Annotated in this window: 24 protein-coding genes; 10 read left to right on the top strand and 14 right to left on the bottom strand. The window is 63.8% G+C overall.

Annotated elements, in window-relative coordinates:
- The first annotated feature begins 57 nt into the window (after positions 1–57).
- Positions 58–1,173: a molecular chaperone DnaJ gene (dnaJ, locus tag KH208_RS10475; protein WP_291436093.1), complete on the top strand. Its 1,116-nt coding sequence runs from the start codon at positions 58–60 to the stop codon at positions 1,171–1,173.
- A 523-nt stretch (positions 1,174–1,696) separates the two neighbouring features.
- On the opposite strand, the gene fliW is transcribed toward dnaJ, so the two are convergent.
- The 12 genes from fliW to KH208_RS10415 all read right to left on the bottom strand — a co-directional run bounded on the left by fliW (position 1,697) and on the right by KH208_RS10415 (position 14,447).
- Positions 1,697–2,218 carry a flagellar assembly protein FliW gene (gene fliW, locus KH208_RS10470; RefSeq protein WP_291436091.1) on the bottom strand — a complete coding sequence of 174 codons (522 nt, stop codon included), beginning with the start codon at positions 2,216–2,218 and terminating at the stop codon, positions 1,697–1,699.
- Entirely contained in the window at positions 2,194–2,433 is a 240-nt protein-coding gene (csrA, locus tag KH208_RS10465; RefSeq protein WP_008682049.1) for a carbon storage regulator CsrA, read from the bottom strand. The genes fliW and csrA overlap by 25 nt, the downstream gene beginning before the upstream one ends.
- 78 nt (positions 2,434–2,511) lie before the next feature.
- Entirely contained in the window at positions 2,512–4,071 is a 1,560-nt protein-coding gene (gene flgL / locus KH208_RS10460) for a flagellar hook-associated protein FlgL (RefSeq protein WP_291436087.1), read from the bottom strand.
- Between the two features lie 17 nt (positions 4,072–4,088).
- Positions 4,089–6,224 carry a flagellar hook-associated protein FlgK gene (flgK, locus tag KH208_RS10455; protein WP_291436085.1) on the bottom strand — a complete coding sequence of 712 codons (2,136 nt, stop codon included), beginning with the start codon at positions 6,222–6,224 and terminating at the stop codon, positions 4,089–4,091.
- Between the two features lie 3 nt (positions 6,225–6,227).
- Positions 6,228–6,695, bottom strand: coding sequence for a flagellar protein FlgN (locus tag KH208_RS10450; RefSeq protein WP_291436083.1), 468 nt, complete (start codon positions 6,693–6,695; stop codon positions 6,228–6,230).
- Positions 6,696–6,922: 227 nt separating this feature from the next.
- The gene (locus KH208_RS10445) at positions 6,923–8,401 is read right to left on the bottom strand and encodes a rod-binding protein (RefSeq protein ID WP_291436081.1); all 1,479 of its coding nucleotides are present in this window, start codon (positions 8,399–8,401) and stop codon (positions 6,923–6,925) included.
- Between the two features lies 1 nt (position 8,402).
- Positions 8,403–9,515 (bottom strand): flagellar basal body P-ring protein FlgI, encoded by a 1,113-nt coding sequence (locus KH208_RS10440; protein WP_291436080.1) that lies wholly within the window; start codon positions 9,513–9,515, stop codon positions 8,403–8,405.
- A 188-nt stretch (positions 9,516–9,703) separates the two neighbouring features.
- Complete coding sequence (gene flgM / locus KH208_RS10435) at positions 9,704–10,012, bottom strand: flagellar biosynthesis anti-sigma factor FlgM (RefSeq protein WP_291436079.1); 309 nt, start codon at positions 10,010–10,012, stop codon at positions 9,704–9,706.
- Positions 10,013–10,100: 88 nt separating this feature from the next.
- Positions 10,101–10,535, bottom strand: a complete 435-nt coding sequence (locus tag KH208_RS10430) for a DVU0524 family FlgM-associated protein (protein WP_291436078.1) — start codon at positions 10,533–10,535, stop codon at positions 10,101–10,103.
- Positions 10,536–10,659: 124 nt separating this feature from the next.
- Positions 10,660–12,051 (bottom strand): DUF2235 domain-containing protein, encoded by a 1,392-nt coding sequence (locus KH208_RS10425; RefSeq protein ID WP_291436077.1) that lies wholly within the window; start codon positions 12,049–12,051, stop codon positions 10,660–10,662.
- A 109-nt stretch (positions 12,052–12,160) separates the two neighbouring features.
- Positions 12,161–13,534 (bottom strand): MFS transporter, encoded by a 1,374-nt coding sequence (locus tag KH208_RS10420; protein ID WP_291436076.1) that lies wholly within the window; start codon positions 13,532–13,534, stop codon positions 12,161–12,163.
- A 43-nt stretch (positions 13,535–13,577) separates the two neighbouring features.
- Complete coding sequence (locus KH208_RS10415; protein ID WP_291436074.1) at positions 13,578–14,447, bottom strand: methylenetetrahydrofolate reductase; 870 nt, start codon at positions 14,445–14,447, stop codon at positions 13,578–13,580.
- Positions 14,448–14,730: 283 nt separating this feature from the next.
- Here KH208_RS10415 and KH208_RS10410 point away from each other — a divergent pair, with 283 nt between their 5' ends.
- The 4 genes from KH208_RS10410 to KH208_RS10395 all read left to right on the top strand — a co-directional run bounded on the left by KH208_RS10410 (position 14,731) and on the right by KH208_RS10395 (position 18,004).
- Complete coding sequence (locus KH208_RS10410) at positions 14,731–15,867, top strand: phosphodiester glycosidase family protein (RefSeq protein ID WP_291436072.1); 1,137 nt, start codon at positions 14,731–14,733, stop codon at positions 15,865–15,867.
- Positions 15,868–16,104: 237 nt separating this feature from the next.
- Complete coding sequence (locus tag KH208_RS10405; protein ID WP_291436070.1) at positions 16,105–16,485, top strand: desulfoferrodoxin; 381 nt, start codon at positions 16,105–16,107, stop codon at positions 16,483–16,485.
- A 57-nt stretch (positions 16,486–16,542) separates the two neighbouring features.
- Positions 16,543–16,680, top strand: coding sequence for a rubredoxin (locus tag KH208_RS10400; protein WP_009302824.1), 138 nt, complete (start codon positions 16,543–16,545; stop codon positions 16,678–16,680).
- A 115-nt stretch (positions 16,681–16,795) separates the two neighbouring features.
- Positions 16,796–18,004 carry an FprA family A-type flavoprotein gene (locus tag KH208_RS10395; protein ID WP_291436067.1) on the top strand — a complete coding sequence of 403 codons (1,209 nt, stop codon included), beginning with the start codon at positions 16,796–16,798 and terminating at the stop codon, positions 18,002–18,004.
- Between the two features lie 321 nt (positions 18,005–18,325).
- Here KH208_RS10395 and KH208_RS10390 read toward each other — a convergent pair whose 3' ends face one another.
- Together KH208_RS10390 and KH208_RS10385 are read right to left on the bottom strand one after the other, a co-directional pair.
- A complete protein-coding gene (locus KH208_RS10390) occupies positions 18,326–18,856 on the bottom strand; it encodes a hypothetical protein (RefSeq protein WP_291436065.1) in 531 nt (176 codons plus the stop codon).
- Positions 18,857–18,938: 82 nt separating this feature from the next.
- Positions 18,939–20,087 (bottom strand): LarC family nickel insertion protein, encoded by a 1,149-nt coding sequence (locus tag KH208_RS10385; RefSeq protein WP_291436063.1) that lies wholly within the window; start codon positions 20,085–20,087, stop codon positions 18,939–18,941.
- Positions 20,088–20,266: 179 nt separating this feature from the next.
- Here KH208_RS10385 and KH208_RS10380 point away from each other — a divergent pair, with 179 nt between their 5' ends.
- The 5 genes from KH208_RS10380 to KH208_RS10360 form a co-directional block, all read left to right on the top strand.
- Positions 20,267–20,935 (top strand): CBS and ACT domain-containing protein, encoded by a 669-nt coding sequence (locus tag KH208_RS10380; RefSeq protein WP_008682205.1) that lies wholly within the window; start codon positions 20,267–20,269, stop codon positions 20,933–20,935.
- A 344-nt stretch (positions 20,936–21,279) separates the two neighbouring features.
- Positions 21,280–21,597 carry a TusE/DsrC/DsvC family sulfur relay protein gene (locus KH208_RS10375; protein ID WP_008682206.1) on the top strand — a complete coding sequence of 106 codons (318 nt, stop codon included), beginning with the start codon at positions 21,280–21,282 and terminating at the stop codon, positions 21,595–21,597.
- A gap of 154 nt (positions 21,598–21,751) precedes the next feature.
- Positions 21,752–24,679: a DUF2339 domain-containing protein gene (locus KH208_RS10370; protein ID WP_291436057.1), complete on the top strand. Its 2,928-nt coding sequence runs from the start codon at positions 21,752–21,754 to the stop codon at positions 24,677–24,679.
- Between the two features lie 10 nt (positions 24,680–24,689).
- Complete coding sequence (locus tag KH208_RS10365) at positions 24,690–26,171, top strand: DUF3999 family protein (RefSeq protein ID WP_291436055.1); 1,482 nt, start codon at positions 24,690–24,692, stop codon at positions 26,169–26,171.
- Positions 26,172–26,548: 377 nt separating this feature from the next.
- Positions 26,549–26,993, top strand: a 445-nt coding sequence (locus tag KH208_RS10360) for a transglycosylase domain-containing protein (protein WP_291436053.1), incomplete at its 3' end; no start/stop codon positions are given.

Genomic DNA, 26,993 nt, shown 5'->3' with positions numbered 1-26,993 from the left:
GGGCAATTCACTCCTTTCAATTGTGAATTGCTCTCAACGCAACAGCACCTGAAAATTATGATGCAGCGCGACTATTACGAAGTTCTGAGTGTCAGCCGTACCGCCGGAGAGGACGAAATCAAGCGTGCCTACCGGAAAATGGCCATGAAATACCATCCGGACCACAACCCCGGCGACGCCGAGGCTGAGCAGCGATTCAAGGAGGCCGCCGAGGCTTACGACATACTGCGCGATCCGGACAAACGCGCCCGCTATGACCGCTTTGGGCACGCGGGCGTGCAGGGCAACAGCGGCGTGGGAGGCTTCGGCAGCGCCGAGGACATTTTCGCCCATTTCAGCGACATTTTCGGAGATCTCTTCGGCTTTTCCTCGGCTTCGCGCGGTCCGCGCGCCATGGCCGGAGCGGATCTGCGTTACAACCTGACCGTCAGTTTCGCCCAGGCGGCCAAGGGCGATGAAATCACCCTGTCCCTGCCCAAGCACGTCACCTGTCCTGACTGCAAGGGCAGCGGCGCCGCGCCCGGCAGCAAGGTCGAAAGCTGCCGGCAGTGCAACGGCACGGGCCAGGTGCGCCGCTCCCAGGGCTTTTTCCAGATTGCCATGCCCTGCCCGATCTGTCAGGGCACGGGGCAGATGATCACCAAACCCTGCGCCAAGTGCAGGGGGGAAGGCATTGTCACGGATACGCGCGAACTGGTGGTGCGCGTACCCGCCGGCGTGGACACCGGCACCCGTCTGCGGGTACGCGGCGAGGGCGAGGCGGGCGTGCACGGCGGTCCTCCCGGCGACCTCTATGTGGTGCTCACCGTGGAGCAGGACAAACGCTGGCAGCGCCAGGGCCAGAACCTGATCTACAGCCAGGAGGTCAGCTTCGTGCAGGCCGCCCTGGGCCACAAGGTGGAAGTGCCGGGCATCGACGGCCCCCTGCCCCTGGAAGTTCCCAAGGGCGTGCAGAGCGGCACACTGTTGCGCCTGGCGGGCGAGGGTCTGCCCTATCCCGGCCGCAGAGAGCGCGGCGACCTGCTGGTGGAAGTCAGAGTGCTCACTCCCACCCGCCTTTCCTCCAAACAGGAGGAACTGCTGCGCGAGTTTGAGCAGGCCGGGGAACAGACCCCTTTGGAAAAAGTAAAAAAAGCCGCCAAAAAAATCAGCAAGGCCATGGGCCTGGATTAGGTTCAGCCCCCATTAAAAGCGCCTGCTGCAAAGCCGCCTTTTTCCGTGCGGCCGCGTTGCAAAAAAGAAATTGGTAGCCGTTGCCGCAAAGCGGCTTACGGATAGCGACAGCGATTTCTCCGGACAGGCTTTCGTGTACCTGACTGCTGTCTTTATCCGTACGGCTCACAAGTTCGCCAACGGCTAAAGCACGGCTTCGCCCGATTTCTCCTTTGCGCCTTGTTGCCCGAAAAAATTCAGCTTTTCGCGGACGGCGTTTTAATGAGAGCAGAGCCTAAGCTTTCCGGAGTAATTCGGGTTTGAAATGAATGAATTGCTCTATCAGCAACCACAGGGCCGCTCCCGGAAGGGGGCGGCCCTGAATTATGGTGCGTGAAAAAATACCGCGCTTGTTGGATGAGGATTCGCGGGGAATTGGGTCCGGTTTCAGTCCATCGGAAAAGCCCGGCTTTTCCCTGGCTTCGGGCACAGGCAACGGTGCCGGCCATCGCGGAAACCGATCCGCTTCCGGTATGGAACCGCGCTACGCGCCGGGGGCCGTGCCGGAATCCGGGCCGGGCACCTTTTCGTCTTCCGGCGAGGCCGGAGCGGACTCCATGGGCTCAAGCGAATGCATGTTGATCTGGGTCGGCCCTTCGCTGCTCTGGGGCACCTGAAGGCCGATGCGGGCATTGTGATTGATGACGATGGGCCCGGTGAGATTGAGTGCCGCCTTTTCCGGTTCGCCGGCCGGGATGGAAACCGTGACCAGAATGGCCGCGTCCTCCATGCGCTTGATCTGGAGCAGCTGCTGTTCCGCATCCCCCACCATGACCGGGTAGGATTGCAGAAAGCTGTAGGGATCGGCCACCAGCAGGCCCACCTGCGGCTCGGTCACGCTTTGCAGGATGAGCAGCGGCGCTTCGGGCCTGATCTGGAGCAGGATGAAATCCCGCTCTCCCTCAAATCCGGCCAGGCCGTGAGGGAAGCGGATCACTTTATCGGTATCGATGCGGCGCCGTCCAAGACGGGTGTCGATCTCTATTTCTTCTTTGTCTCGTGCCATAGTTCAGCTGCCACCATGAAGTCTTCGTTGCTTGTCGCCAGCGCGCGGCGGTTTTCCTCAATGACCCGCTTGTAAACCTCTTCGCGGTACACTGTGGTATCGCCGGGCACCTCCAGGCCGAGTTTGACCTGTTTCCCCTGCATACCCAGGACGGTTATGCGTATGTTTTCGCCCAGATAAAGGCTTTCACCGGGGCGTCGCGTCAATATCAGCATGGCTTGTCCATATGGAGTACTTTCACGGAGCAGCTCACGGTTTTCTGATCGTCCGTTTTTTCAGGCTGGAGCGCCGCTCTAAATATAGTTGGCAAGGCTCAATTTCATGATCATGGATGAAGACTGGAGCACCGTCTGGTACGTGAGCTGCTGCCGGGTAAGTTTGGTCAGCAGTTCAGTCAGGTCAATGTCTTCAGTATAGCTTAATCGTTCCTGTTGGTCCAGCTTCTGGAAGCTGAGCACGTCGGCGGCCATCTCCACGCGGTTTTCCAGGCCGCCGTAGCGGTCCGCCTCGGTGGTGATGCGCTCGTGGGCTTTTTTCAGGGCGGCCAGGGACTGGCCGCAGCCCGTGGCGTTGTTGTTTTCGCAGTAGGCAATGAGATTGCCCACCACCTCAAAAACATTGGCGTCGCCTTCAATGGCGGGTTTGCCCTGGTAATAGCCGCCGAAAATGTCCTTGCCCACCCCGTTCACCGAAATGTAGGTATCCTTGAGGATTTCATAATTCAGATCCGCGCGGGAGGGATGGATCATGATCTGCGCGCCCGCCGGCACGATAGGGCTCACGCCCGGATCTGTGGCGTCCAGATCCATATAGCCGCCGGGCACGGGCAGGCGCACCGTGCCGCCGCCGGAGGTCTGGCCCTTGGCCGTGACCCAGGTGGAACCGCCGTCCGTGCTGTAGGACCAGGTAAATTCCTCTCCCCTGGTATTCAGGTCCACGCCCGTAGCGGGCTCGTCCACGCGCACCAGCATATTCTTGCTGAACGTGCCGCTGGCCGAGGCCTTGAGGCCCTGCTGGCCGCCCATGATGGTCATTTCCGGCGGCGGGTCCTTGTCGTCCCCCTGGTACACCGCCGTGGGCCGGATATAGACCAGAGTGCCGTTCTCGGCTCCGGGCCCGGCGTCCACGTCCGCCGCCTTGACGGCCATGTCCTGCTTCATGGTCACGGTGACGCCGTCGGCCACCATGTCGTATGTCTGCGGAGGCCCCGCATTTACCTGCACCGTCCCGTCGCTCCAGGTGGCGCCCCCGTCCTTGGACCACCGGTAGGTGGCGGGGTCGCTCAGATTGCCGTTGCTGGTGAACTGGAGCATCATGGAGGTGTCGGACGCGCCCTGAATGCTGTAATTGCCCTGACTGATGTCGCCTGACCAGTTGTCATCCCAACTGGTCAGGGCCAGACCCTGTTCAAAGGCGTTGCTGTCGTACTTATGCCCGGCGAAGAGACTCTTGCCTTCAAATTCCGTATTGGACAGGTTAAGAAGCTGACCGAAAATCTGCTTGACCCGCTCGCCGATCTGTTTGCGGTTCTCGGCGGACATTTCGGTATTGCTGGCCTGCTGGGCCAGACTTTCCAGATCCTGGAAAAGCGTGCTGACCCGGGTGCTCAGCACGCTGTCCGCCAGCTCCAGCCAACCCCGGGCCGTGTCCACGTTGGTCTGGTACTGGGCCGTGGCATTGAGGTCGTCGCGGGTGGTCAGCACCCGGTAGGCTCCGGCGGGATCGTCCGAAGGCCGGTTGATCTTCTTCTGGGTGGAGCCCTGTTCGTTGCTTTCCATATAGGCAGCCAGATTTTTCTGCATCTGGCCGACCATGTCGCTGTACATCATGTTTTGGGTAATGCGGATAGCCATACGCCCTCCCTTCTTTCCTACTGCTTGAGCCCGAGCAGGGTTTGCAGCATCTGGTCGGCGGTGGTGATCAGCTTGGCCGCCGCTGTGTAGGAGTGCTGAAATTTGATCAGATTGCTCATTTCTTCGTCCATGTTCACGCCCGACACCGAAGCCGTGCGTTCAGCCAGATCGTTGGTCAGGGCGGAGTGGTACTCGGAATTGGTCTTGGAAAGCCGCCGGTCCGCGCCCACGGTAGTGACCAGGTTGGCGTAATATTCGGAAATGCTCTGATTATCCACCGTCTTCCAGAGGGTGGAAATGGTAATTTTTTTGTCGGCCAGCTTGCCGATGGCCGTGGCCGTGGCGTTGTCGCCCGCATTGGCCTGATGCTGGCCGTTGACCTGACCCGAGGCGATGAGGTTGGTATTGCTGTGCACCTGGCTGTTGACAGCCAGACTGTCCGCGCTGTCCCCGCTGAAAAAGGTATTGATGCCCAGAGCCGCCATCAGGCCCGTGGAATCCGCGCCCATGCCGAAGGTCACATCGGCGGCGGGATTGGTTTCAATGATCAGCTTGCCGTCCTGGATGCTGGCGTTGAGCGGCGGCGGCGCGAGGGGATTGCCGTCGGCGTCCACCATATTGTTGATGGCGTCGCGCACGTCTTCCAGGCTGTGCGTGTCGGGGTCGAAATTCTGAATGCCCGGCGTGGCCGGATCAAAGTCCAGCATACCGGAGGATTTGTAGTCGCCGGTGGTCTTGTCGTAGAAATGGAAATTGACGTTGCCCGCCTGGAGCTTGTCCGAGAAGGGCAATATGGACTGGGCCGACCCCAGGGCCTTGGTGATGTCTTCCACGCGCTGCTGGCCCTGCGCGTAATCCAGCATGCTCAGGCCCGAGCCCTGGCTGTGGATGCGGTTCACTTCCCAGATCAGGGAAGAGGCCACGGCGTTCAGCTCGTCCATGTAGCGGCCGCAGTTGTCGTCGCGGATATTGTAGTACGCGGCCAGCTTGCCGCCGGTGAGACGGCTGAGGTTGTCCGTGCCGTCAAAGCCGACCTGCGGGGTGATGTTTTCCGGACCGCGCGTGGGTTCGATCCAGTACAGGCCGTCCTTGGGCGTGATGTCGAACTTGTCTCCGGCGTGGAAATTGTCCGCCGCACTGAAGGAAATTTTCAGATTCTTGACCAGCACCTGATCGGTCGTGCCGTCGCCGTCGCTGTCCGTAATGTCGAAACGCAGCTCTTTGCCGTCGTCGTCGCGCAGCCAGGTCTTGCCGCCGTCCAGGGAAACGCGGAACTGCGGCGGCGGCACGTCGCCCGCGCTGCCGCCGTTGACGATCTCCACCGTGTATTCGTGGCTGTCCGCGCCGTCAAACTGCACGGAGCCCCTGTAGGCGGAATCGGCCGTGAGCCGGTTTTCGGCCTGCGGGCCCATGACCCTCAGTTCATAACTGCTCTGCCCGTCCACCAGAGGCTGGCCGGTGGTCAGCTGCACCCGGAAATTACCCTTGCCGTTGTCGATGGTCTCCACGTCCGCCAGGGAAGCCAGCTCGCGCACCAACTGATCGCGCTTGTCCAGCAGGCTGTTGGGATTGCTCACGCCGTCCACGGTGTTGGACGTGATCTGCCGGTTAAGGTCCGCAATGGCCTTGGAAAGATCATTGACGCGGTCCACGGTCTGGCCGATGGAGACGTCCATCTCCTTCTGGATGGCCTTGATGCCGTCCATGGTGCTGCCGAACATGTCGCTGAGATTGTCGGCATAGGAAAGCAGGCTCTCGCGGGTGGCCGTGTCTTCCGGGCGCAGGGCCAGATCCTGCCAGGCAGTGAAAAATTTGTTCAGCGAGGAGCTGAGGCCCGACCGGTTGGACTCGTTGAAGATGTTCTCCAGCGAGGTCATGATGGTGTCCTGCTCGTCCCAACGCGCGGAATTGGTGGCCTGGCGCACGTAGGAGCGTTCCAGGAAGGAGTCGAAGAAACGCATGATCTGCTGAGCGTTGACCCCCAGCCCCTGCGCGCCCGGCTTGGTCGTCAGGCCGCCCGCGTCGCGCTGATCCACATACTGGCGCGAATAGCCCTCGGTATCCGCATTGGCAAGATTGTTGCCGGTGACCGAGATCCAGGCCTGAGAGGCGTTGAGGGCCGACTGGCCGATGTTGAGCAGACCATAGAGCATGGTTTAGAGCCTCCCGGAAATAATGGCCGCCTGAGGATGCATTTCAGGGCGCATGCCGCCCCTGCGCCCGTAGGTCTCGGCTCTGGGCGGCATGGCCCTGCTGGTCAGGGCCTGCAACGTGCGGCTGCTCTGGTCCAGCAGCGCCAGGGAAAGCTGGGCGTTGCGCGAAGCCTGGCGTGAAACCTCCTGCTCGCTCTGGTCCACGGAACGGAACAACGCGCGCAGGGCCTCGCCCTGCTCCCGGGGCAACGAGCGGGCGTATTCCGTCACGCGCACGCCGTCCAGGGCCTTGATGACCGTGGTTTTTTCCACAGCCAGCTGACGGATCAGCTCCTGGACGGAAAATTCCTGCGCCACCACGCCGTCCGTGTCGCGCGCCAGCAGGATGTGGTATTCCTCTTCCAGCAGATCGCGCAACAGCGCGAGCGCCTTGTCCTGGCGGGATAAACTTTCCTGAATTCTCTGGTACATACTGCCTCGCTTGGCCTTGACGATCAGGGGGGCTGTCCGTGGGCGGCATACCGCGCGCCGGGCAGAAACTGCCGCCTGACCCCAATCAAGCAAAATCCATGCCCTTTTAAACGACCATGCCTGAATCAGCGCCCCTGGCGGGATGCCACGCCCCACCTGCCGGTTCGGCGTGAAGGCAGTACAAAAAACGTGGTTTTCCGCTTACACATTTTAAACGCAAACAGCACCTAGCCGCGCAGATCCCCGGCCGTCAGCGGCGGGATGGCAAAGGAATCCGCCGCGCCGTTGCCTGATGCGTTCCGGCTCTCCGCCGAACGCGCGGTCAGCGGCGGCACGGCCTGGCCGCCGGACTGAGTCGTTGCCGGATTCGCCGCCTGCGCGGCAGCCGGGGCGACAGTCCGGACGGAATTCCGCGCGGAGCTTTGGGCGGCGTCCTCGGCGGGTTGAGGCTGTGCCTGGGCCTGGGCGGCATGATAAGCGGCCAGACCCGCGCCCGCGCGGCTGCCCGGCCCTGTGCCGTCCGTGTTCAGGGTGCGGATCAGTTCCTGGCCGCGCCGAGTGCGGCCTTTCTGCGGAATATTGGTGGTATAGCGCACCGTGCGGCTTTGCGGCGCGGCTTCGGCGGTCCGCGCCGGCTCCTGCCCCGGGCCTTGTGCCTGCGATGCGGCCATGACGCCCGGCCCCGCCGCGGCCGACACCAAAGGCGCGCCGGGGATGGCTCCCGCGGAAGACATGGCCGCCTGCACGGCCGTGGGCGTTCCCGCGGGCATGCCCGCCTGGCCTGCGGGCTGCCCCATGTTTTGTGCCGACGGCGCGGCCTGAGTAAAGGACGCGTTCTGAAGCGGGGTTCCGTCGGTCCGCGCCGGATGCCGCAAAGGAGGCCGCACGGCACGCGGGCCGAGCTTGTCCCCGGCCTCGCGCTGGGCCATCTGCGCCAGTTCCAGGCCGGAAGACGCCTGCTGCCGCCTCACGCCCTGTCCGGCGGGCACGGCTTCCACCCGGCCCTGTGCAGGCGCGGTCAGGGCCTGTTGCGCCCGCAGGGCGGCCAGAGCCCGCTCCACTTCGGGATTACTCAGGGCTTCTGTCCCGCTGTGCGCGTCCGTGCCCTTGTCGGCGGCGGCTTGCCGATTGATAACGCCGGTCTGCGGAACCGCGCCGTCATAAACGGAAGGCACGGCCTCCCCGCGGGCTGCGTCATGGGGGGCCTGAGCGGTCTGGGCCGCTGACGGCGCGGCGGCGGCAACCGCCGGAGCTTCCGGAGTTTTCGGCGCCGCTTGCAGCAGGGGAGCCGCCGAGGGGGTAAAGGACGCGCCGCGGCCCGACCCGGCGGTGCCGCGGCTGGCGGAAACCAGATTGCGCGAAAGCTGCTCGTACATCATGTCCGCCAGGCCGATGCCGCCGGCCGAGGTCATGCTCTTGGACAATTCCTGATCATACATGTCCTGCCAGTACTGCTCATCGCGGCCGTGCAGAAGGCCGTTCTTGGGCAGGGTATTGCGCATTTCCTGCCACATCTTCTGGATGAAGACCGACTCGAAACCTTCACAGGCTTCGCGCAGCTTCTTGGCTTTGGCCTCGGGCGAAATCTTTTTGCCGCCGAGATCGCCCAGTCCGGCGAGCCTGGCCTGGAGTTCGCGGCGGGAACCTTCGCTGCGGGCGCTTTCCGGCGGGATCGCGGCCGGGACGGCATTGAGGGGCGCGGTCATCTCAGATCACCTCCAGTTCCGCATGCAGCGAGCCCGACACCTGCAGGCTGCGCAAAATGGAAATCAGATCGCGGGGCGTGGCTCCGATGGCGTTCAGACCGTCCACCAGTTCCTGCAGGGTGGCCCCTTCCACCATGACCAGGCGGCGGTTTTCCTCACGCACGTTGATGTCGGTCTGGGGCGTGACCACGGTCTGGCCCTGGGAAAAGGGACCGGGCTGCGAAACCTGCTCGCTTTCCTGCACGGTGATCTGCAGGTTGCCGTGAGCCACGGCCGCGCGCGAAATGCGCACGTCCCGGCCCAACACCACGGTGCCGGTCTTTTCATCCACCACCACCTTGGCGGCGGTGTCCGGGGTTACTTCCAGATTCTCCACCGAAGCCATCAGGGGCACGAGATTGCTCTTGTACTGGGGAGGCACGTCCACGCTCACGCTCATGGCGTCCACGGCCCTGGCGTAAGGGCCGCCCATGGCCGCGTTGAGGCGCTCGGCGATCTGCTGGGCCGTGGAGAAATCACCCACGCGCATGTTCAGGGTCAGCTTGTCCTGCTGGTTGAACTCAAAGGGGATGGCCCGCTCCACAATGCCGCCGCCGGGAATCAGGCCCACGGTATTGACGTTCTTCTGGGTGCTGGCCGCCGCGCCGGTGACGGAAAAGCCGCCCACGGTCAGCGATCCCTGGGCCAGACAGTAAGTCTTGCCGTCCACGCCCTTGAGCGCGGTCTGCAACAGCACGCCGCCCAGCAAAGAGGTGGCGTCCCCCACCGAGGAGACGGTCACGTCCAGGCGGCTGCCCGGTTTGGAGGAGACCGGCATGCGCGCCGTGACCATGACCGAGGCCACGTTCTTGATTTTCAGGGCCGAGGAATTCACGCCGATGCCCATGCGGTCCATCATGTTTTTCATGGAACTGAGGGTGAAGACGGAATCCTTTTTGTCGCCGGTGCCCGCCAGACCCACCACCAGGCCGTAACCGATGAGCTGGTTGTCGCGCACTCCGGAAAAAGTGGCGATATCCTTGATGCGCACCGCCTGGGCGGGCAAGGCCCAGCAGAGCAGCAGGGCCGTTATGGTCAGCCGGAGGGCGTAATGGCGGGTGATCGTCAATATCATGGCGCATGCTCCTTGCCGGAGAACCGGCGTAAATCTTTATGCAGGAAGCATGCCTGGATATAAAAGATGTCGGCGGGCTGAGTGTATGGCCTGATGAAAAAAGCCGCCCCCCTTGCGGGAGGCGGCGAAAAACATCGTGCATGCGCCCGCCGCCGAGCAGACGACGCGGACGGGACGGCGGCACGTGCCTATATCCGGAAGAGGCCGGGCTCCTCCCGGACCAGTCCGGCCGCGATGAGGCGGCTGTCCGGCTTGTAGGTGCCGTTGGCGACCTGGATGCGCAGAGACTCCACCTTGTCGGCGCGCACGTCCGGCGTATTCTGCGCGGTGCGGCGGGCCTCGGTCAGCAACAGAGCGTCCTGGGAGACGCTCACCGTATCGCCCAGATCCCCGTCGGACCGGCTTTCCGCCCTGGTTCGGGCGCGGACATCACCGCTTTTTTCCAGGCCGGTGGTGTAAGGATCCAGCAACGGATTTGTATTGGTCTGAATTTCCATACTTTTTCTCCAATCAGGGGCAGCGTCCGTACGCGTCACAGCTTCTCGACGCCGACGCCGCTCGCGTCCGGCACGGGGCGCATACCCGCTATTGCCCGGACGGCTTTTCCAACATGCTCTGGTCAACCTTTTGGCGTGTGATGCGCCAGAGGACATGCCGCGTACGGCGCTGCTCCTCTTCGCTCAGGGGACGCGGTCCGTCGGGGCCCTGGCCCACGATGCAGAGCCTGCCGCCCGGCGGGTAGGTGAACTGCACATCCTGTCCCACGGCCTTGCCCAGTTCCCGGCGGATTTCTTCCACCACCGGATTGTCGCTGCCGGTAAAGATCAGGCTGTCGAACAATTCCTGCGCCACTTTTTCCACATAGGCGCGACGTTTGACGGACGGATCGGGATCCTGCGGCTCCAACCCCTCGGCCAGACGCCGCCGCACGCGGAAACGGGCCAGCCGACGGGCCGCCAGCAATTGCTGCTCATAGCCTTGCAGCATGATGCGCATTTGCGCGGTGGTCGTATCGGCCATGGTATTTTCCGTCCCTGTTGGTGTTTTCGACCCTCTGCCGTAAAACTTTAGACTTTTTTACGCTTTTTGGCGTCATGGCGCCATTTTTTTCAGACAAGCAGTGGAATACATTAAAGTAAATTTCTTACTTTTTTTGTCCGTTATCAAAAATGACCCGTCTGCCGCTTGCCGCCGGACCGTCCACAAGAAAAATGCCGTCCACAATATGTCGCGTTTTTGGCAGGTCCGCCTCCGCCAAGCCGGGCCGCAGCGTCACCCGCCCGTCGGCGTCCAGGCTGAAACAGCGGCTGTAGCGGGTATCCGCCACGGCGGAAAGGTGGATATAATTCAGCCAGAAAGCCGGGGGATCTTCCGCCCGTGCCGCCGCGACCCGCGAAGCCTCTCGCTCCCGCTCCGGATCAAGCTCCCGAAAAGGCGCGCCATGGCGCGCGGCACTGTCCCGCATGCGGCGCAGCGGCACGAGGCCGAGCGTCTCCCGCGTGCGCGTGGGCACGAAAAACCGCGCCCGCAACACCTCGTCCCCCTCGCTGGCCGCCTGCGGAGCACGGCGCAGCACCAAGCCGTGCTTATCCAGGGCTTCCCGGGCCAGAGCGGCCAGGGGCCTGCCGGGCCAGGGGGCCAGTATGCGCCGGAACAGGGCTTCCAGTTCAGGGGGCGTGTCGGGAAAGACGTACACTGTGGATCCGCCGCCGCGTCGGGCGCTGGCCTCCGCCGCGCCCACCAGGATATGTTCCGGATTCGCCGCGCCGGGCGGCGCGTAGCCCCCGCCCACATCCCCGTGCGCGCCGGGGCAGGCCGCCTCATTGCCGGTATTGGACGCGCCGTCGTAAATGGAGCGCAGGGGAAAATTCCGACGATACTCGTTGGCGGCGGTCAGGTGCAGGGTCCGGGCCACGACTTCCGGCCCCAGAGTCACGTCGAAATCGCCTTCGTCCGCATTGCCGGGCAGGCCGAAGGAACCCACGGTATCAAACAGGCCCAGAAAACCGATCTCCAGCGGGCAGTCCAGACGGCCATGGCCCTGGTTCCGGATGATCCGTAGATTGGGACGGATGGGCCGGGGCACCGCGCTCGCGTCCATGGGGCGGCGCGGGTCCGGCAGACCGGCCAGTAACGCCGCGTTGACGAAGTGCCGGGCCAGAGCCGCGCCCCGGCTGAAACCGAAGACATCCAGCACGATCCGCGCGGGCGGGAAGGGCCAGACCCGCTGAAAGACCGCCAGCAGACCTTCCGCCGCGTCGGCCATGCGGGCATAGCCGCCGGACTTGCCCAGGCCCGTGGCCAGAGAGAGGGGATCGCCGCGCAGATTGCCCGCGGAATCATACACGCCGATGCCCGGCACATAGACCGCGAACACGCTTTGTCCGTCCGTGGCGTAGAGATCATACAGGGCGGCAATATTGGTGGGCCGGGCCGCGGTTGCGCGCAGATCCTTATGATTGCCCGTGCCGTCAAAAAAAATGCCGATACGCAGGTCCGGCCCGCCGGTATCCGTTGATAAAGAGGATGATGGCATAACGACTCCGCCGGTTGCGGCCAGGGCCTGTCGGCATCCCTTGATGCCGGGGCCGGGGCATTACAGGACGGTTGCCCGGCGCGGCCGGAGGGCAAAAAGCGGCCCCGCCTTATTGCCGGTTGCGCGCCAGGACAAAACCCACGGCCAGCAGGTTGAGCAGGCCGAAAATGATCAGGTCCGTGCGCATGCTGCACAGGAAACCGTCGATATTGGTCATGCTCACGGCTTCCTGGCCCAGAAAAAGACTCAGGGTCAGGGTGATGACCACCATATTGCAGAGCTGGCCGCCGGTGCGCACGGCCCCGGTGAGCCCGGAGGCCTGGCCCACGTGATCCGGCCCGGCGCTTTCCAGAATGATGGTGGTGTTGGGCAGGGCGAACAGGCTGATGCCCACGCCCAGCAGACATTGCGCCCCCAGCAGCAGACTCAGGGGGGAGTCCAGTTGCAGGAAGGCCGCCGCCGTGAGCCCCAGGCCGCACAGAGCCACGCCCACGGCGCTGACATAACCGGGATTCCAGGCATTGCAGAGGCGCGCTGCCAGCGGCGTGGTCAGAGCCTGCACCACGGATTGCAGCGCCAGAAAGAAACCGGCTTCCTGCACGCTCATGCCGCGCCCCACCTGTAGATAGAGGCTGAAAAAAAACAACATGCCGAAAAAGGAACTGTAATTGACAAAGGCTGCCAGCGAGGACAGGGCGAAGACCCGGTTGCGGGTCAGCAGGCGGATGTCCAGCAGGGGATAGCGGCTTTTCAGCTCCAACAGGCAGAATACGGCCAGCAGAAACGCGAAGGACGCCAGCAGGCTCCAGGCCAGAACCGGGCTTTCCGCCAGTTCCGACGCGCCGAAGGTCAGGGCGGCCATGGCGCAGCCGTAGATGATGCAGCCCCACCAGTCAAAGGGCTGGCCTTCGGCCGTGCGCCATTCCAGCTTGACGCAGTACTTCATGAGCAGAAACGCCCCGGCGGCGGCCAGGGCATTGCCCCAGAACAGCCAGCGCCAGCCCAGCCAGCCCGCGATGAATCCGGCCACGGGCGGGCCGCAGGCAATACCGGCATAGACCGCCGCGCCGCTGAAGCCCAGATAGCTGGCGCGTTGGCCCGGCGGCGCGGCCGAGGCCAGCAGGGCCAGACCGCTGGCGTTGAACATGGCCCCGCCCACGCCCTGCACAAAACGCAAAACCAGAAAAAGCGGCGCGGAATCCACAAAGCCGAGCAGAGCTCCGGCCAGGGCAAAGACGCCCATGCCCCAGAGGAAGACGCGGCGGCGGCCGCAGATGTCGCCCAAGCTGCCCGAAGCCAGCTGGAACACCGCCAGCCCCAGGGAATAGAAAGCCCCCACCAGGCCGAGCTTGCGGGCACTGGCCCGCAGGCTCTCGCCCAGGGGCGGCAGCACGGCGTTGACCCCGGCCATCATGAACGGCATGAAGAACAGCGCCGTGCAGACGGCCAGCAGCAGACGGCGATGATTTTTTTCAATGGGCATGCCGCAGCATATATCTCCGGCGGCGGGGGAGGGTCAACACACGCTACATGCCCACTTCCTCGGCAATCTGCAGGCAGAGGTCACCCTTGTTCAGAGTATAAAGGTGGATGCCCGGCGCGCCGCACTCCAGCAACTGGCAGATCTGGCGCACGGCGAAATCCAGGCCCGCGTCGCGCACGGCCTCGGCCCCGCCCTTGCGGTGGGCCTCCTCCAGACTGAGATAGAGCTTGCCCGGGATATTGGCCCCGCACAGCGAGAGCACCCGGCGCAGGGAATCGAAACTCTGAATGGGCAGAATTCCCGGCACCACCGGCACATTCAGCCCTTTGGCGCGCAGATCTTCCACCAGGGCCTCATACTCGCGCACGTCAAAAAAGAGCTGGCTCACGGCAAAGCCCGCCCCGGCGCGCAGTTTTTCCTCCGTGTACCGGCGGTCCAGGGCAAAGGAGCGGGATTCGGGATGCGGCGCGGGATAGGCGGCCACGCCGATGCCCATGTCCGGTTCGTGCTCGCGCGTGAAGGCCACCAGATCGGCGGCATGCTGAAAATAGCCCTGCTTCCAGTCCCAGTTGCCTGTTTTGGGCGGATCGCCGCGCAGAGCCAGCACATTGTCCACACCGGCGGCGCGCAATTCCTTGAGAAAAGCCGCAATGTTCCCGGGTTCGGCCCCCACGCAGGTCAGATGGGCCATGGTGGTGAAGCCGCGCCGGACCAGCTCGGCCGTGACGGCCAGGGTGCTGTGCTGCCGCGCCCCCCCGGCGCCGTAGGTCACGGACACAAAGAGCGGATCAAGGGCGCGCAGTTGCTCCACGGTGGCGTAAAAGCCCGGCAGCTGGGCCTCGTCCGAGGGAGGAAAAAATTCCAGGGAGAAAAAAGGCGCTTTGGCGGCTTGAATCAGCGTGCCGATCTGCATGTTCCGCTCCTTGGCCCTGGTGTCTGATTGCAAAAATTTCGGGCCGCTTGCGTGTCGTTTGGGCAATTTAATTATGTATATATCAAGATAAGTTGATATGTCAATGTCGCTCTCTGGTCCCCGTCTTGCCAAATACCGGACTTGGACGTAAGGGGAAATTATGTACGTGCCTTTACGATCAAAGATAACCCGCTGTGATGACAGCGTTTCGGCTTTTTTCCCCTTGGTGCCGTCCCGCGCGCGGCAGCACGCCCGTCCCCGTGCCCGCCTCAGGTTTGCGCCCGTGCGCGGTCTGGCCCTGCTCTGCTGGCTGTTGCTCCTGTCTTCGGCCGCTCCGGCGGCGGACCTTGCGTCCGACGGATCATCCGATTTCACGGCTCATCAGGCCACGCTTCCTGAAGCCGCGGACAATCACCCCGGCGGCGAATCCGAGGCCCGCAACGGGACAAACGGCAACATGCCTCCGCCCGCGCCGGTCTCCGGCCAGCAGGGCGTGGATCGGGACGGCCGGGCGGCCTGGACGCAATTGGAGTCCGGCCTGGCTTTCGGCGAATTCCAGCTCAACGACAGCGAAGCGCGGCTCACGGCCCTGCGCATTGACCCCGCTCGGTTCGACTTCATACTCTGCGCCAGCTCGCAGGACGGCCGCCCGGCCCGCTCCCTGAGCGACTGGGGCGAACAGTATGATCTTACAGCGGCCATCAACGCCAGCATGTACCTGCCCGACGGCAGCACGAGCACCGGCTACATGCGCCAGGACGGTCATGTCAACAACAAACGGCTGGTCCAGCGCTTCGGGGCCTTTTTCGTGGCCCGGCCCGACAACCCGGACCTGCCCCCGGCGGCCATACTGGACCGCGACAGCCCCGACTGGCGGCAGCGCATCGACCACTACGGCCTGGTGGTCCAGAACTACCGGATGATCAATGCCGAACGGCGCATTCTCTGGGCGCCGGGCGGCCCGCTCTACTCCATTTCCGCCGTGGCCCAGGACGGCGACGGCCAAATCCTCTTCCTGCACTGCCGCGAACCCGTGGAGGCCTATGCCTTTGCCCAGCAGCTCCTGCATCTGCCGCTGGACGTGCGCACGGTCATGTATGTGGAAGGCGGGGCCCAGGCCGGTCTGCTGGTGCGTTCCGCCTCGCTCCGGCGTGAGCTGGCCGGACGCCACGCCGTCTCTTTTCTGGTGACCGGCAATCTCAAAGCCACCCTGCCCAATGTGCTGGGCGCGCGCCGCAAGGCGGCAACCGCCCCGGCGTCCGGCGCAAAGCCGTCCGCTCAAGCCGCCGGCTCCTCCGCCCGAACTTCTGACCAGCCCCCTGCGAGACCGGCGGGACCGGTTGAAAGCTCTCCCGCTCCGGCGCGTACTGATCCGGCATCGTCCAACCCGGTTCCATTGCCTGAATCCGGCCACAACTAAGAAATATTCTTATTACTTATAAAAGCCCTTTACAAAAAACCATTTTTAGTCCAGAATCTTTATTGGAATTTCGGTGAACGGCAGGTTGGCGCAGTCGGCCCGGCCATAACGCCGAAAGGCCTTCCAGCGGGTCCGGCCCGCCGGTGTGTTTGCAAATCCGCCCCGTTTGCGGGCCGGGCATCCGGGCCCCGAGAGACCGATGCCTTCATAGTTTTTTATGACATAGTGAGGAATATTATGCCCAATCAGTTGGAAATTTATAAATGCACCCATTGCGGCAATATTGTTGAGGTTCTGCACGGCGGCGGCGCCGAACTCGTCTGCTGTGGCGAGCCCATGAAGCTCATGAAGGAAGGCTCCACCGACGGCGCGCTGGAAAAACACGTGCCGGTGATCGAAAAAGTGGACGGCGGCTACAAGGTCAAGATCGGCAGCCTGCCCCATCCCATGGAAGAAAAGCATTACATTGAATGGATCGAGCTGCTGGCCGACGGCAGAAGCTACACCAAGTTCCTCAAGCCCGGCGACGCGCCCGAAGCCTTCTTCGAAATTGACGCCGCCAAGGTGACCGCCCGTGAATACTGCAATCTGCACGGGCTGTGGAAGGCTGAGAACTGATTCAGGCAAACACAAACGCGCGGTTCGAGCGCGCGTAGCGAGAAAAGGAGAATATCCATGCAGAAATATGTCTGTAGCGTTTGCGGCTATGAATATGACCCGGCGGAACATGACAACGTGCCTTTCGATCAGCTTCCCGACGACTGGGTCTGCCCGGTGTGCGGCGTGAGCAAGGATCAGTTCAATCCCGCCTAAGTTTTGATTGCGGTTTGTATTTTCCGTCTTTCCCCGCCTTGCCGGTCCCCCGGCGGGGCGGGGCTTTTCATAACGGAGAATTTCCTTTCCACTTTGCACTTTCTGGAGAATTGACATGCAACCTGTTGAAATCAAAAAAGACATTTTCTGGGTGGGCTGCGTTGATTACGATCACCGCGACTTTCACGGCTATTCCCGCTCGCCGGACGGCTCCACCTACAACGCCTATCTGATCAAAGACCAGAAAAACGTGCTCATGGACACCGTGGCTCCTGGCTGCGCGGGCACGCTGCTCTGCCGTCTGGCCAAGACTCTGGCGCCCGAAAAAGTGGATTACATCGTCTGCAACCACATTGAACTGGATCATTCGGGCTCCCTGGCCGAAGTGGTGGAGCGGGTCAAGCCGGAAAAAATCTTCGTCTCCCAGGCCGGGCTCAAGTCCATGGCCGGGTATTTCGCGGGCAAGAACTGGCCCGTGCAGGCCGTGAAGAGCGGCGACATCCTGAACATCGGCAGCCGTAACATCGTCTTCCAGGAAACCCGCATGCTGCACTGGCCGGACAGCATGGTTTCCTACATCCCCGAGGAGAAACTGCTGGTCAGCAACGACATCTTCGGCCAGAACATCGCCAGCAGCGCCCGTTTCGCGGACGATTTCGGGGACGACGGCGAATTCGTGAAGCGGATCAAGGAATATTTCTACAACATTGTGCTGCCCTATTCCCCCATGGTGCTCAAAACCTTGCCCGTGGTGGAAAAACTGGACATCGACATGATCGCTCCGGACCACGGCCTGATCCACCGGGGCGAGAAGGCCGTGCGCTTTATCATCGACATGTACCGCAACCTGGCCGAGCAGAAGCCGCAGCAGCGCGCCCTGATCTTCTACGACACCATGTGGCAGTCCACGGAGCGCATGGCCTACGCCGCATGCAGCGGCCTGGAGGAAAACGGCGTGCCCACGCGGATCATGTCCGTGAAGCACAACCACCACAGCGCGGTGATGACCGAACTGGCCGACTGCGGCGCCGTGCTGGCCGGTTCGCCGACTCACAACAACACGGTGCTGCCTTTGGTGGCCGCGCAGCTCACCTATATGAAGGGGCTGCGGCCGCTCAACCGCGTGGGCGGCGCCTTCGGCTCCTACGGCTGGTCGGGCGAAGCGCCCAAATATCTCCAGGAACAGCTGGCCGCCATGAATATGGACATGCCCGCCGATCCCGTGAAGTGCAACTGGGCTCCGGACAAGGACGTATTCCGCGCCTGCCATGAGCTGGGCAAAACCGTGGCCGAGACCCTCAAGCGGAAGTGCCAGGAAGGCTAGTGCCGCGTCAAGCGACACATGTCGCAAACCCGCAAGGGGTTGCGCGCCGCCGCAGGCGGCGTAAGCACAGCAAAAACCGCGGTTTTTGCTGTATGATCTTCACGCCGAACCGACAGGTAAGGCGTGACATTTCACTAGAGGGCTGTTCCTGAATAAGGATTTCCGTTCTCTGCCGGGAAAGGCAAACTTATGATCCGTACGGATAAAGCCAGCAACTGGCTGCCTTGAACCCAGTCCGTGGAAATTAATGACAAAAAAGCGCGCTCCGTGCATACGGGGCGCGCTTTTTCCATTCAGATTCAAGAATCCGAGTTCATTTTTTTACAGCGTGCGCATGTGGTCCGGGCGGCGGTCGTCGTGACGGGGACCAGGACCGCGATGGTCGCGGCGGTCATAATCCCGCCGGTCGTCGCGACGCTTGTCATAGCGACCGTCGCGGCGGTGATCGCGATCATCCCGGCGATGGTCGTAGCGGTCGCGGTCATGGCGTCCGTCATAGCGGCGGTCGTCCCGGCGATCATATTTACCGTCCCGGCGGTCATTACGACGGTCGTATTTGCGATCCTGCTTGTCCGTCTTGCGGTCTCCGCGCCGGTCGAACTGATCCTGTTTGCGATCCTGACGACGTTCGAAGTCTTCGCGTTTGCGGTCCTGGCGGCGCTCAAAGTCCTCGCGCTTACGGTCGTCGTCCCTGTCCGCCACGGTTTTGCCGGGCAGGGCATGGCCGGCCACGGCCGGGGTATTTTCCGTGTCGGCGACGGGCGCGGCATTGGCGCTCAAGCCTCCGGCCATCCACACGACGGCGGCCACGGCGCACAGGCTCAAGGGCCGCCATACAGCGTACATTTTCATTGCTTACCTCCTAATAAAAGGCATGAATGCCTTACCCCGCTCATACGCTGAAGCCGGGGCGGAATCAAGCCCGGCCCGCGCTTCAGGCTTTGAACCGCAGGGCGGGCGCGCCCACGCCCAGGCGGGCCGCCGCCGATTTGACGGCCTCGGCCTCGGCGCGCACGTAGCGCCGCCCCTCCAGGGTATAGGCCTTGGCTTCCAGCCGTTCGCCCGCGCCGGCCAGTTCCGCCGCCTCGCGCGGCAGCACCAGCCGTTCCAGGCATTGCCGCCGCAGGCCCAGGCTGTGGGTATGGCGCAGCACGGCCAGGCTCGCGCCCTCCTCGTCCTCCGGGCGGCAGAGCACGCGCAGCAGGCCCGCGGGACGGTTTTTCTTGCCGATGCCGGGCAGCCAGAGCACATCCAGCACTTCCGGCAACGCGGCCAGGGCCGTGAGGGCCATGCCCAGTTCCTCGCCGCTGAGGTGGTCCAGATGGGCCTCCAGTTGCAGCACCTGTTCCCGGCCGCCCAGCGCGTGCGACACGGCTTCGGGCACGGGCTCCGCCAGCCAGGCCCGCAGCCCCCCCGGGGCCGGGCGCGAGCCGTAACCCGTGCCCAGGGCGCGCAGCACGCCCCGCGGGCCGTCCGTAAATTCATCCACCAGCACATGGACCAGAGCCGCGCCCGTGGGAGTGACCAATTCCTCGCGCGCGCCCGTGGGCCGCACGGGCTTGCCGCGCATCAGCCAGGCCGCGGCGGGCGCGGGCAGCGGAATCAGCCCGTGGGCGCATTGCACCGTGCCGGAAAACCAGGGCAGGGGCGAGGCAGTAACCCGGCGCACGCCCAATTGCTCCAGGCCCCAGCAGGCCCCGGCGATGTCCACCAGGGTGTCGATGGCTCCCACCTCATGAAAATGCACCTCTTCCGGCGGAATCTGATGCGCCTCGGCCTCGGCCAGGGTCAGGGCATCCAGCACGGCCAGGGCCCGCTGCCTCGCCGCGTCGCCCATATCCAGAACGGCGAAGACGGCCGCGATGTCCGCCGGATGGCGCAGGGGCTGGACCTCATCCCAACTCACGTCCACCCGCCTGCCGGGGCCGCCGGCGCGCGTTTCGGGCCGGGCCTCAATGCGGCAATCCGCACCGGCGCGGGCCAGGGCCGCCGCCAGGGGGGCAAGATCCAGCCCCAGGTGGACCAGGGCGGCCAAGGTCATGTCGCCGCTGATGCCGTTGCCGCAATCCAGATACAAATCCATATCTCCACTCCCTCCGCCGAAAAAAGACGCGCGGCCCGCAGGCGTCGCGCCATGACGGGCTTGTGCGGCAGCCCGCCCTTGGTGTATGGATAAAGCCGGGAACAGGGTTCCCGGCGCGCGAACCGGTCGGCCGCCCGCCACGCCCGCGCCAACGATTTCAACCGCCCATGGGAGGAAGCATGCTCGTACAGAACTGGATGACCACCGAGGTGATTACCGTGACGCCCGAAACGTCCCTGCTCAAAATCGGCAAGCTGATGCGCGACAACAGCGTGCGCCGTCTGCCCGTGCTGGACGACAAGGGCCATGTGGTGGGCATCATTTCAGACCGCGATGTCCGGGACGCCTCGCCTTCCAAGGCCACCACCCTCGACATGTATGAGATGCATTACCTGCTGGCCGAACTCAAGGCCAAAGATATTATGACGCCCCGGCCCTTCACAGTCAAACCCACGGATACCGTGGAAAAAGCGGCCATGCTGATGCTGGACAACAAGTTCGGCGGCCTGCCCGTGGTGGAGGAAAGCGGACGCCTGGTGGGCATCATTTCGGACCAGGACGTATTCAAGGCCCTGGTGAGCATTACCGGCGTACGCGAGGGCGGCATCCAGCTGGGCATTGAAATCGCCAACCAGCCCGGAGCCATGAAGCCCGTCTTCGACCTGCTGCGCGCGCACGGGGCCCGGATACTCTCCGTGCTCTCGGCCAACAATCAGGAAGGCAACCGCAAGGTCTTCCTGCGTCTGCGCGAAATGGAAAACCGCGAAGCCGAGGAAGCGGTCATCGCCGACGTCAAGGAACATGCCCATCTGTTGTACTGGGCGCGCAACGAAGTGCATCTGGTTTAGGGGCTGTTTCACGTTGAAATGCTCTCGCGCCTTCACCATGCGCGGCGCGTCGCGAAACAACGGCGGTAAATAAGGGCTGAGCTTGATCCGGGCCGCGTCGCCATCTGGAATAGCTATTTGGAATATATAGCAAATTTTTCCGACAAATGTGCTGGGAGACGTGAAAAAAAGTGCGCGGGGCTTGCCATCGACACCGTTTTATGACATAAGGGCTCGTGTATTGCGATTGGGTTCTCAATCGCGCTTCCAAGCGGAATTCGGCCGGGGTCGGACATTCCGGCTGGCGTAGCGCCAGGGCATATCGTCCCGGCGAGTTGAGCAATATCTGTCCAAGGAGGACACGCATGGCTGAGATCACCTATAAAGGTAAAAGCTTTGAAGTTGACGAAGATGGTTTCCTGCTGCGTTTTGACGACTGGTGCCCCGAATGGATGGAATATGTGAAGGAATCCGAAGGCATCTCCGAGATCACCCCTGATCATCAGAAGATCCTCGACTTCCTGCAGGATTACTACAAAAAGAACGGCATTGCTCCCATGGTGCGCATTCTTTCCAAAAACACCGGCTACAAGCTGAAGGAAGTGTACGAACTCTTCCCCTCCGGCCCCGGCAAAGGCGCCTGCAAAATGGCCGGCCTGCCCAAGCCCACCGGCTGCGTGTAGTCCGGGCTTCAATTTTCGGAAAAAGCGGAAGGGTTCGCCCTTCCGCTTTTTTATTGTCCGCGTTCCGCCTCCTCAGCTTGCCCGCCGTGTCCGTCCACGCTATGTTGGCCCAAAGCCGGGCTGTCCGTCCGGGCCACAGCATCCGGGAGGCCGCGTGGAGGAAATAGTCGCTCTGATAGTACTGGTGCCGCTGGCGATCCTGATCTGTCTGATCGTCCTTTTTGCGCGCGGCGCAGGCCAACGTCGGCAATTGGCGGCCCTGCGCGCCGAGGTTGACGTACTCCGCCGGGAAGTCCGGAGCCTGTGCGCCGACGCGACATCTTTTTCCGCATCCGGCCGGAAGGACGTGCTGGACCAGGAAATGCCGCCCCCCGGGGACGCTGAGCCCCAAAGCGACGACGCCGACGAAGGGAATCCCTTGCCTGACCCGACAGCGCGGGTGCTGCCGCAAGCTCTTCCGGTCACGGCTGAAAAACTGGAGTTCAGCTTTGCCGATGCGGGCGATGCCAGTGCTGGACATGTAAGCCCGCCCCCGGAATCACCCCCTGGCCCGGCGCTGGAAGAAGAGGCTCCGGCCGCGCAATCCGAGCCGCCCACGAGAACCGCGACACCATGCGGCCCGCGCCGTCCTCCCCAGGCAGGCCCGCCCGCCCTGGCCGGAGCGTTAGCCGTGGTCTGGGGCTGGCTGCGGGCCAATCCCATGCTCTACGCCGGACTCTGCGTGTTTCTGACCGGCATCGCTTTTGCCCTGGGCTATCTGGTCCGGCACGGCTACGTCAGTCTGGAAGTCCGCCTGGCTCTGGTGGGTCTGGCCGGTCTGGGCATGCAGGCTCTGGGCTGGCGGCTGCGCCGCCGCAATGCCCTTTACGGCCTGGGTCTCATGGGCGGCGGCGCGGTGGTGCTCTACTTCGTGCTGTTCACGGCCGCCCGCCTGGAACTGCTCTCCCCCCTGGCCGCCCTCGGGATGATGGTCGCTCTGGTTCTGGGCGTTGCCGTGCTGGCTCTGGCCGCCGACGCCGAGGTGCTGGCCGCGCTTTCCGCCGTGGGCGGCTTTCTGGCCCCGGTGCTGCTCTCCACGGGCAGCGCCGATTATCTCGGCCTGTTCGGCTATTACGCGGCACTGTGTCTGGGCAATGCCTTCCTGCTCCGCTTCAGGGCCTGGGACATCCCGGCGCTGATCTCCTTTGCCGCTGTCTACGGCATCGGCGGGCTCTGGGGCGGACGCTCCTATGAAGCCCGGATGTTCTTTCCTGTGGAACTCTTTCTGCTGTTCTTCTTCGTCCTGTTCAGCTTCATGCAGCTGCAACTGGCCGCGCACGCCGACGCCATGGACGCCCGCACGGCCGGGCGCGCCGGCGCGGCCCGGCGCTATCTGCACGCCTCCCTGCTGTTCGGCCTGCCCTTGCTGACGTTCAGCTACCAGTATTATCTGGTGCGGCCCTATCCCTATATGGCCGCCTTCAGCGCGCTGGGCATGGCCGCCTGGCACATAGGCCTGGGCTGGCGGCTGCGCCGCCGCGACGGAGCGGCCCGGCGCCTGACCCGCGAAGCGCTGCTGGTGCTGGGTCTGGGCTTCTCCGCTCTGGCCGTGCCCCTGGCCCTGAATCTGAGCTGGACCACCTGCACCTGGGCCTTGCAGGGCCTGGGCCTGATCTGGCTGGGCCTGCGGCAGAAGCGCCCCCTGCTGCGTTTTCTGGGTTATGCGCTGCAATTGCTGGCGGCGACAACCTTCATGGATCTCTTTTCCCTGCGTGAACTGATCTCTCTGCCCGGCGGCCTGCTGGACAACCGCATGGTCTGCGGTCTGGTCATGACCTTGGCGGCCCTGCTGCTGGTGCATTTCTGCTCGCGGCACCGGAACGTCCTGGGCCGGCAGGAACGCGAAATGCTGCTGCCCTGGCAGATCTGGGCCATGATCTGGTGGCTGAGCACCGGCCTGAACATACTCTCCGGCTTCCTCGACGTTCAGGAACAGCTTTTCGCCAATGCCGCTCTGGTCTTCACGGTCCTGAGCTGCGTGCTCTGGGTCCGCATCGGGACGCGCCTGAACTGGCGGGCATTTGCCGCCGCCGGGCATCTGCTGCTTCCGGCCCTGCTGCTCTCGCAATGGCGTTTTCTGCCGGACCTTGGGCTCCTGCCGTTTCTGCCCCTGCGTCCTCCGCCCGCAGTCTCCCCACTGGCCTGGAGCCACGGCGGCCTTGCGGCCCTGCCCCTGGCCTGGGCCTCCTTTGTCTTCTGCCTCCGCACCATGCCCTGGCCCAGTAGTGGCGACCGTTACCGGAAAATCGTGGCAAACGCCGTCCTGCTTTCCGTGCCGGGCCTGCTGCTTCCGGCCGCGAGCAACGGCCTGGGCCGCCTGCCGCTGCTCGGCCCGGCCTGGAGTCTCCTGCTTCTGACCATTCTGGCGGCCGCCTTTCTTTTCCTGCTCCGCCGGGGTTCCCGCCTGCCGATTCTGTCCGGCCCGGCCGATCCGGTCCGCTGGAGCGGCCTTGTCCTGAGCCTTGTCCTGGCCTGCTGGTTTTGCCTCTTCTGCGCCCTGCCCGGCGCGGCAGCGCCGCTTCCGTACATTCCCCTGCTGGGCCCCCTGGACATGGCCCAGAGTCTCTGCCTGCTGACCTGCCTGTACTGGCTGCGCGGCATGCGGCATACGGGTTTCCCGCCCGAACGCCTGTACCGCGGGCTGCTCGCGGGTTTCGGCGCGGGCGCTTTCGCGCTCTGCACGGTCGTCGCGGCCAGGGCCGTTTCCTGGTACGCATACTGCCCCTACACGGCGGCGGCCTTGGTCCGTTCGCCTGTGCTCCAGGCCGTGCTGTCCGTGCTCTGGGGCAGCATCGCCCTGGGCCTGGTGCTCACAGCCTCGCGCGTCTTCCGGCAACGGAAACTCTGGTTCGCCGGGGCGGCCCTGCTGGGCCTGACCCTCTGCAAACTGCTGCTCTTTGATCTGGCCGACCGCCAGACCGTTTACCGGATTATTTCCTTCCTTTTCCTGGGCCTGCTGATGCTGGGCATGGGCTATTTCTGCCCTCTGCCTCCCAAGCGGCGGGAAGAAGCCTCCGAACAGAACTCCAGCCCAGCGCCGTAAAGGAGCCGCCATGTCCTCCAGCCGCCGACCTTCCTTCTTCCATCTGTCCACATGGCTTCCGCTCCCGGCTCTGGCCCTGGCCGCGCTGCTGGCGGCCCTGCCCGTCCATGCCGCCACGGGGGAGCAGAAATTGACGCCACGGGATTTCAGCACCCTGATTCCCATTGAAACCAAGGGCAACGCCCCGGTCTACCGGCTTGATCTGCCCTTTTCCGTCTATGAGCGTTCCCGCCTGTCTCCCCTGCGCGACGTGCGTGTTTTCAACAGCTTGGGGCAGGCCGAAGCCATCTACATCAACGCCGCCGAATCTCTGCCGGAACCGGGGCGGGAACACGCATTCCCCTGTTTCAGCCTAAGGGTGCGCGTCAGCCCGGATGGCGTCGCCCTGCTGCGCGACGGCCGGGACGCGCCCGCCTCCGGGCCGGGACGCGACAAAAACGAAGCGTACGAAACCCGTGGCCTGCTGGTGGATTTCGACCAGAAGCGCCCGCGCTTCGATCGCGTACGGCTGGTGCCGGGAGAGACACTTTCCAACAGTGCGGCGGGACCGGACGGCCAGCACGGCTCCATGCTCAGCACCCGGCTCTATGTCAGCCGGGATCTGCAACACTGGTCTCTGGCGGCGCGTCCCTCCCTGGGCCGCCTGCGCGTGGACGGGCAGAGCCTGGAAATGCTGGAGCTGCCCGTCGGAGAGCTTGATCAACGTTACATGCTGCTTGTGCCCGCCGCCGGGAGCGAACTTTTTCCGGTGCGGGAACTCCTCGCGCGCGAGAAAGCCAAAAGCGCAACGTCGGTCCAGAGCGTCCGCCTGCACGGCCGCAAGGACGACAAGGCCGGAGGCTTCGGCTACGCTGTTCCGCGCGGCCTGCCCGTGCTCAACCTGGAGCCCGAGCTGGACTCGGACAATGTTCTGCTGCGCGGCCGCATTCTGACTCCGGCTCTGCCCGAGAGAGGCAACGCGCGGCATCGGGTCGCCCGGCGGCAGAATGAAACGGAACTGGTCTGGGAAGAACGCGCGCCTCTTTTTTACTATCGGCTGGGCGGCAACGGCCGGGACTTCCGGCACAGCGACCCGGTTCCGTTCGACCGGGACTGGCTGGGACCGGAGAACAACGCTCCCCTGCTGCGTGACGCGCCGTTCACCCTGCTGTTGCGCCTGCGGGGCGACAGGGCGGAAGCCCCGGCCTTGCTGGTGCGCTGGGCGCGCCAGCAACTCTATTTCATGGCCGAAGGGCCCGGGCCCTACATCCTGGCCGTGGGCAGTCTCAAGGCGGAGGAAGCCGCCGACACGCGGGACGCCGCCCTGCGCGAACTGCCCGTGCAGGCCGCGCCCGCAAGACTGGAAATGGACAAGCTGCATGCGCAGACGCCGCCCACGGCTTATGCCGAAACCTCCGGCGGCCAGCGCCTGCTGCTCTGGGGCGTGCTGTTGCTCGGAGCCGCCTGCATGGCCTTCATGGCCGTGCAGTTGCTGCGCAAGCCCAAGGAATAGGCGACGGTCCGCATTTTGCAGGGAAATGCTCGCGCGGCGGCCTTTTGACCGGCACGCCCGCTTTGTCCGGGGTAGATTACCTTTGAAATGCCGTGAGTTAAAGGTAAAGGCACACTTACTCCGCCGCCTGGCAAAGCTGGTTTCGTCCGTAAAGCTCGAAGATGCGCTAACGGAAGAGGCAACAGCGCAAACACATTGCGCTTACGGCCAACTCCGCTGTCGTCATCCGTAAGGCTGCACAGCGGCCAACGGCTGACGCCCGCAGCGCGGGACCGCTCCCGCAGCCTCGTCAGAGCATTTCGACATTGAAATGCTCTGGCCTCGGATTTCCCCTCCCACCCTTTACGTCGGGGCAAAAAAACGATACTGCCACTGCCATGAAGATCAGATTCTCCTGGAAAAAGCTCACCCTCTGGCTGGTGGGCATCTTCTTGTTCTGCGGCCTGGCGGGCGGCGGCGCCGCGGCTCTGCTGCTGTACTGGGCTTCCCGCGATCTGCCCAACATCACCCGCATCGCCGACTACAACCCGCCGCAGGCCACCACAGTGCTGGCCCGCGACGGTTCGGTGCTGGGCACTCTCTACCATGAAAAACGCTTCGTCATCGGCCTCAAGGACATGTCGCGCTTTCTGCCCATGACCTTCCTGGCCGCCGAGGACGACTCCTTCTACCGCCATATGGGCGTGGACCCGGTGGCCATCGCCCGCGCGGCCATCAACAACTCTCGCAAATGCCGCGCGGGCGAGGGCGGCAGCACCATCACCCAGCATCTCATCAAGCAGCTGCTGCTGACCTTCGAGCGCAGCTACACGCGCAAGATGA

This window comes from Desulfovibrio sp., from assembly GCF_018379785.1.
Classification (GTDB): domain Bacteria; phylum Desulfobacterota; class Desulfovibrionia; order Desulfovibrionales; family Desulfovibrionaceae; genus Desulfovibrio.
Note: the sequence above shows the minus strand (reverse complement) of the source record. Positions and strands in the feature narration are given on the sequence as shown.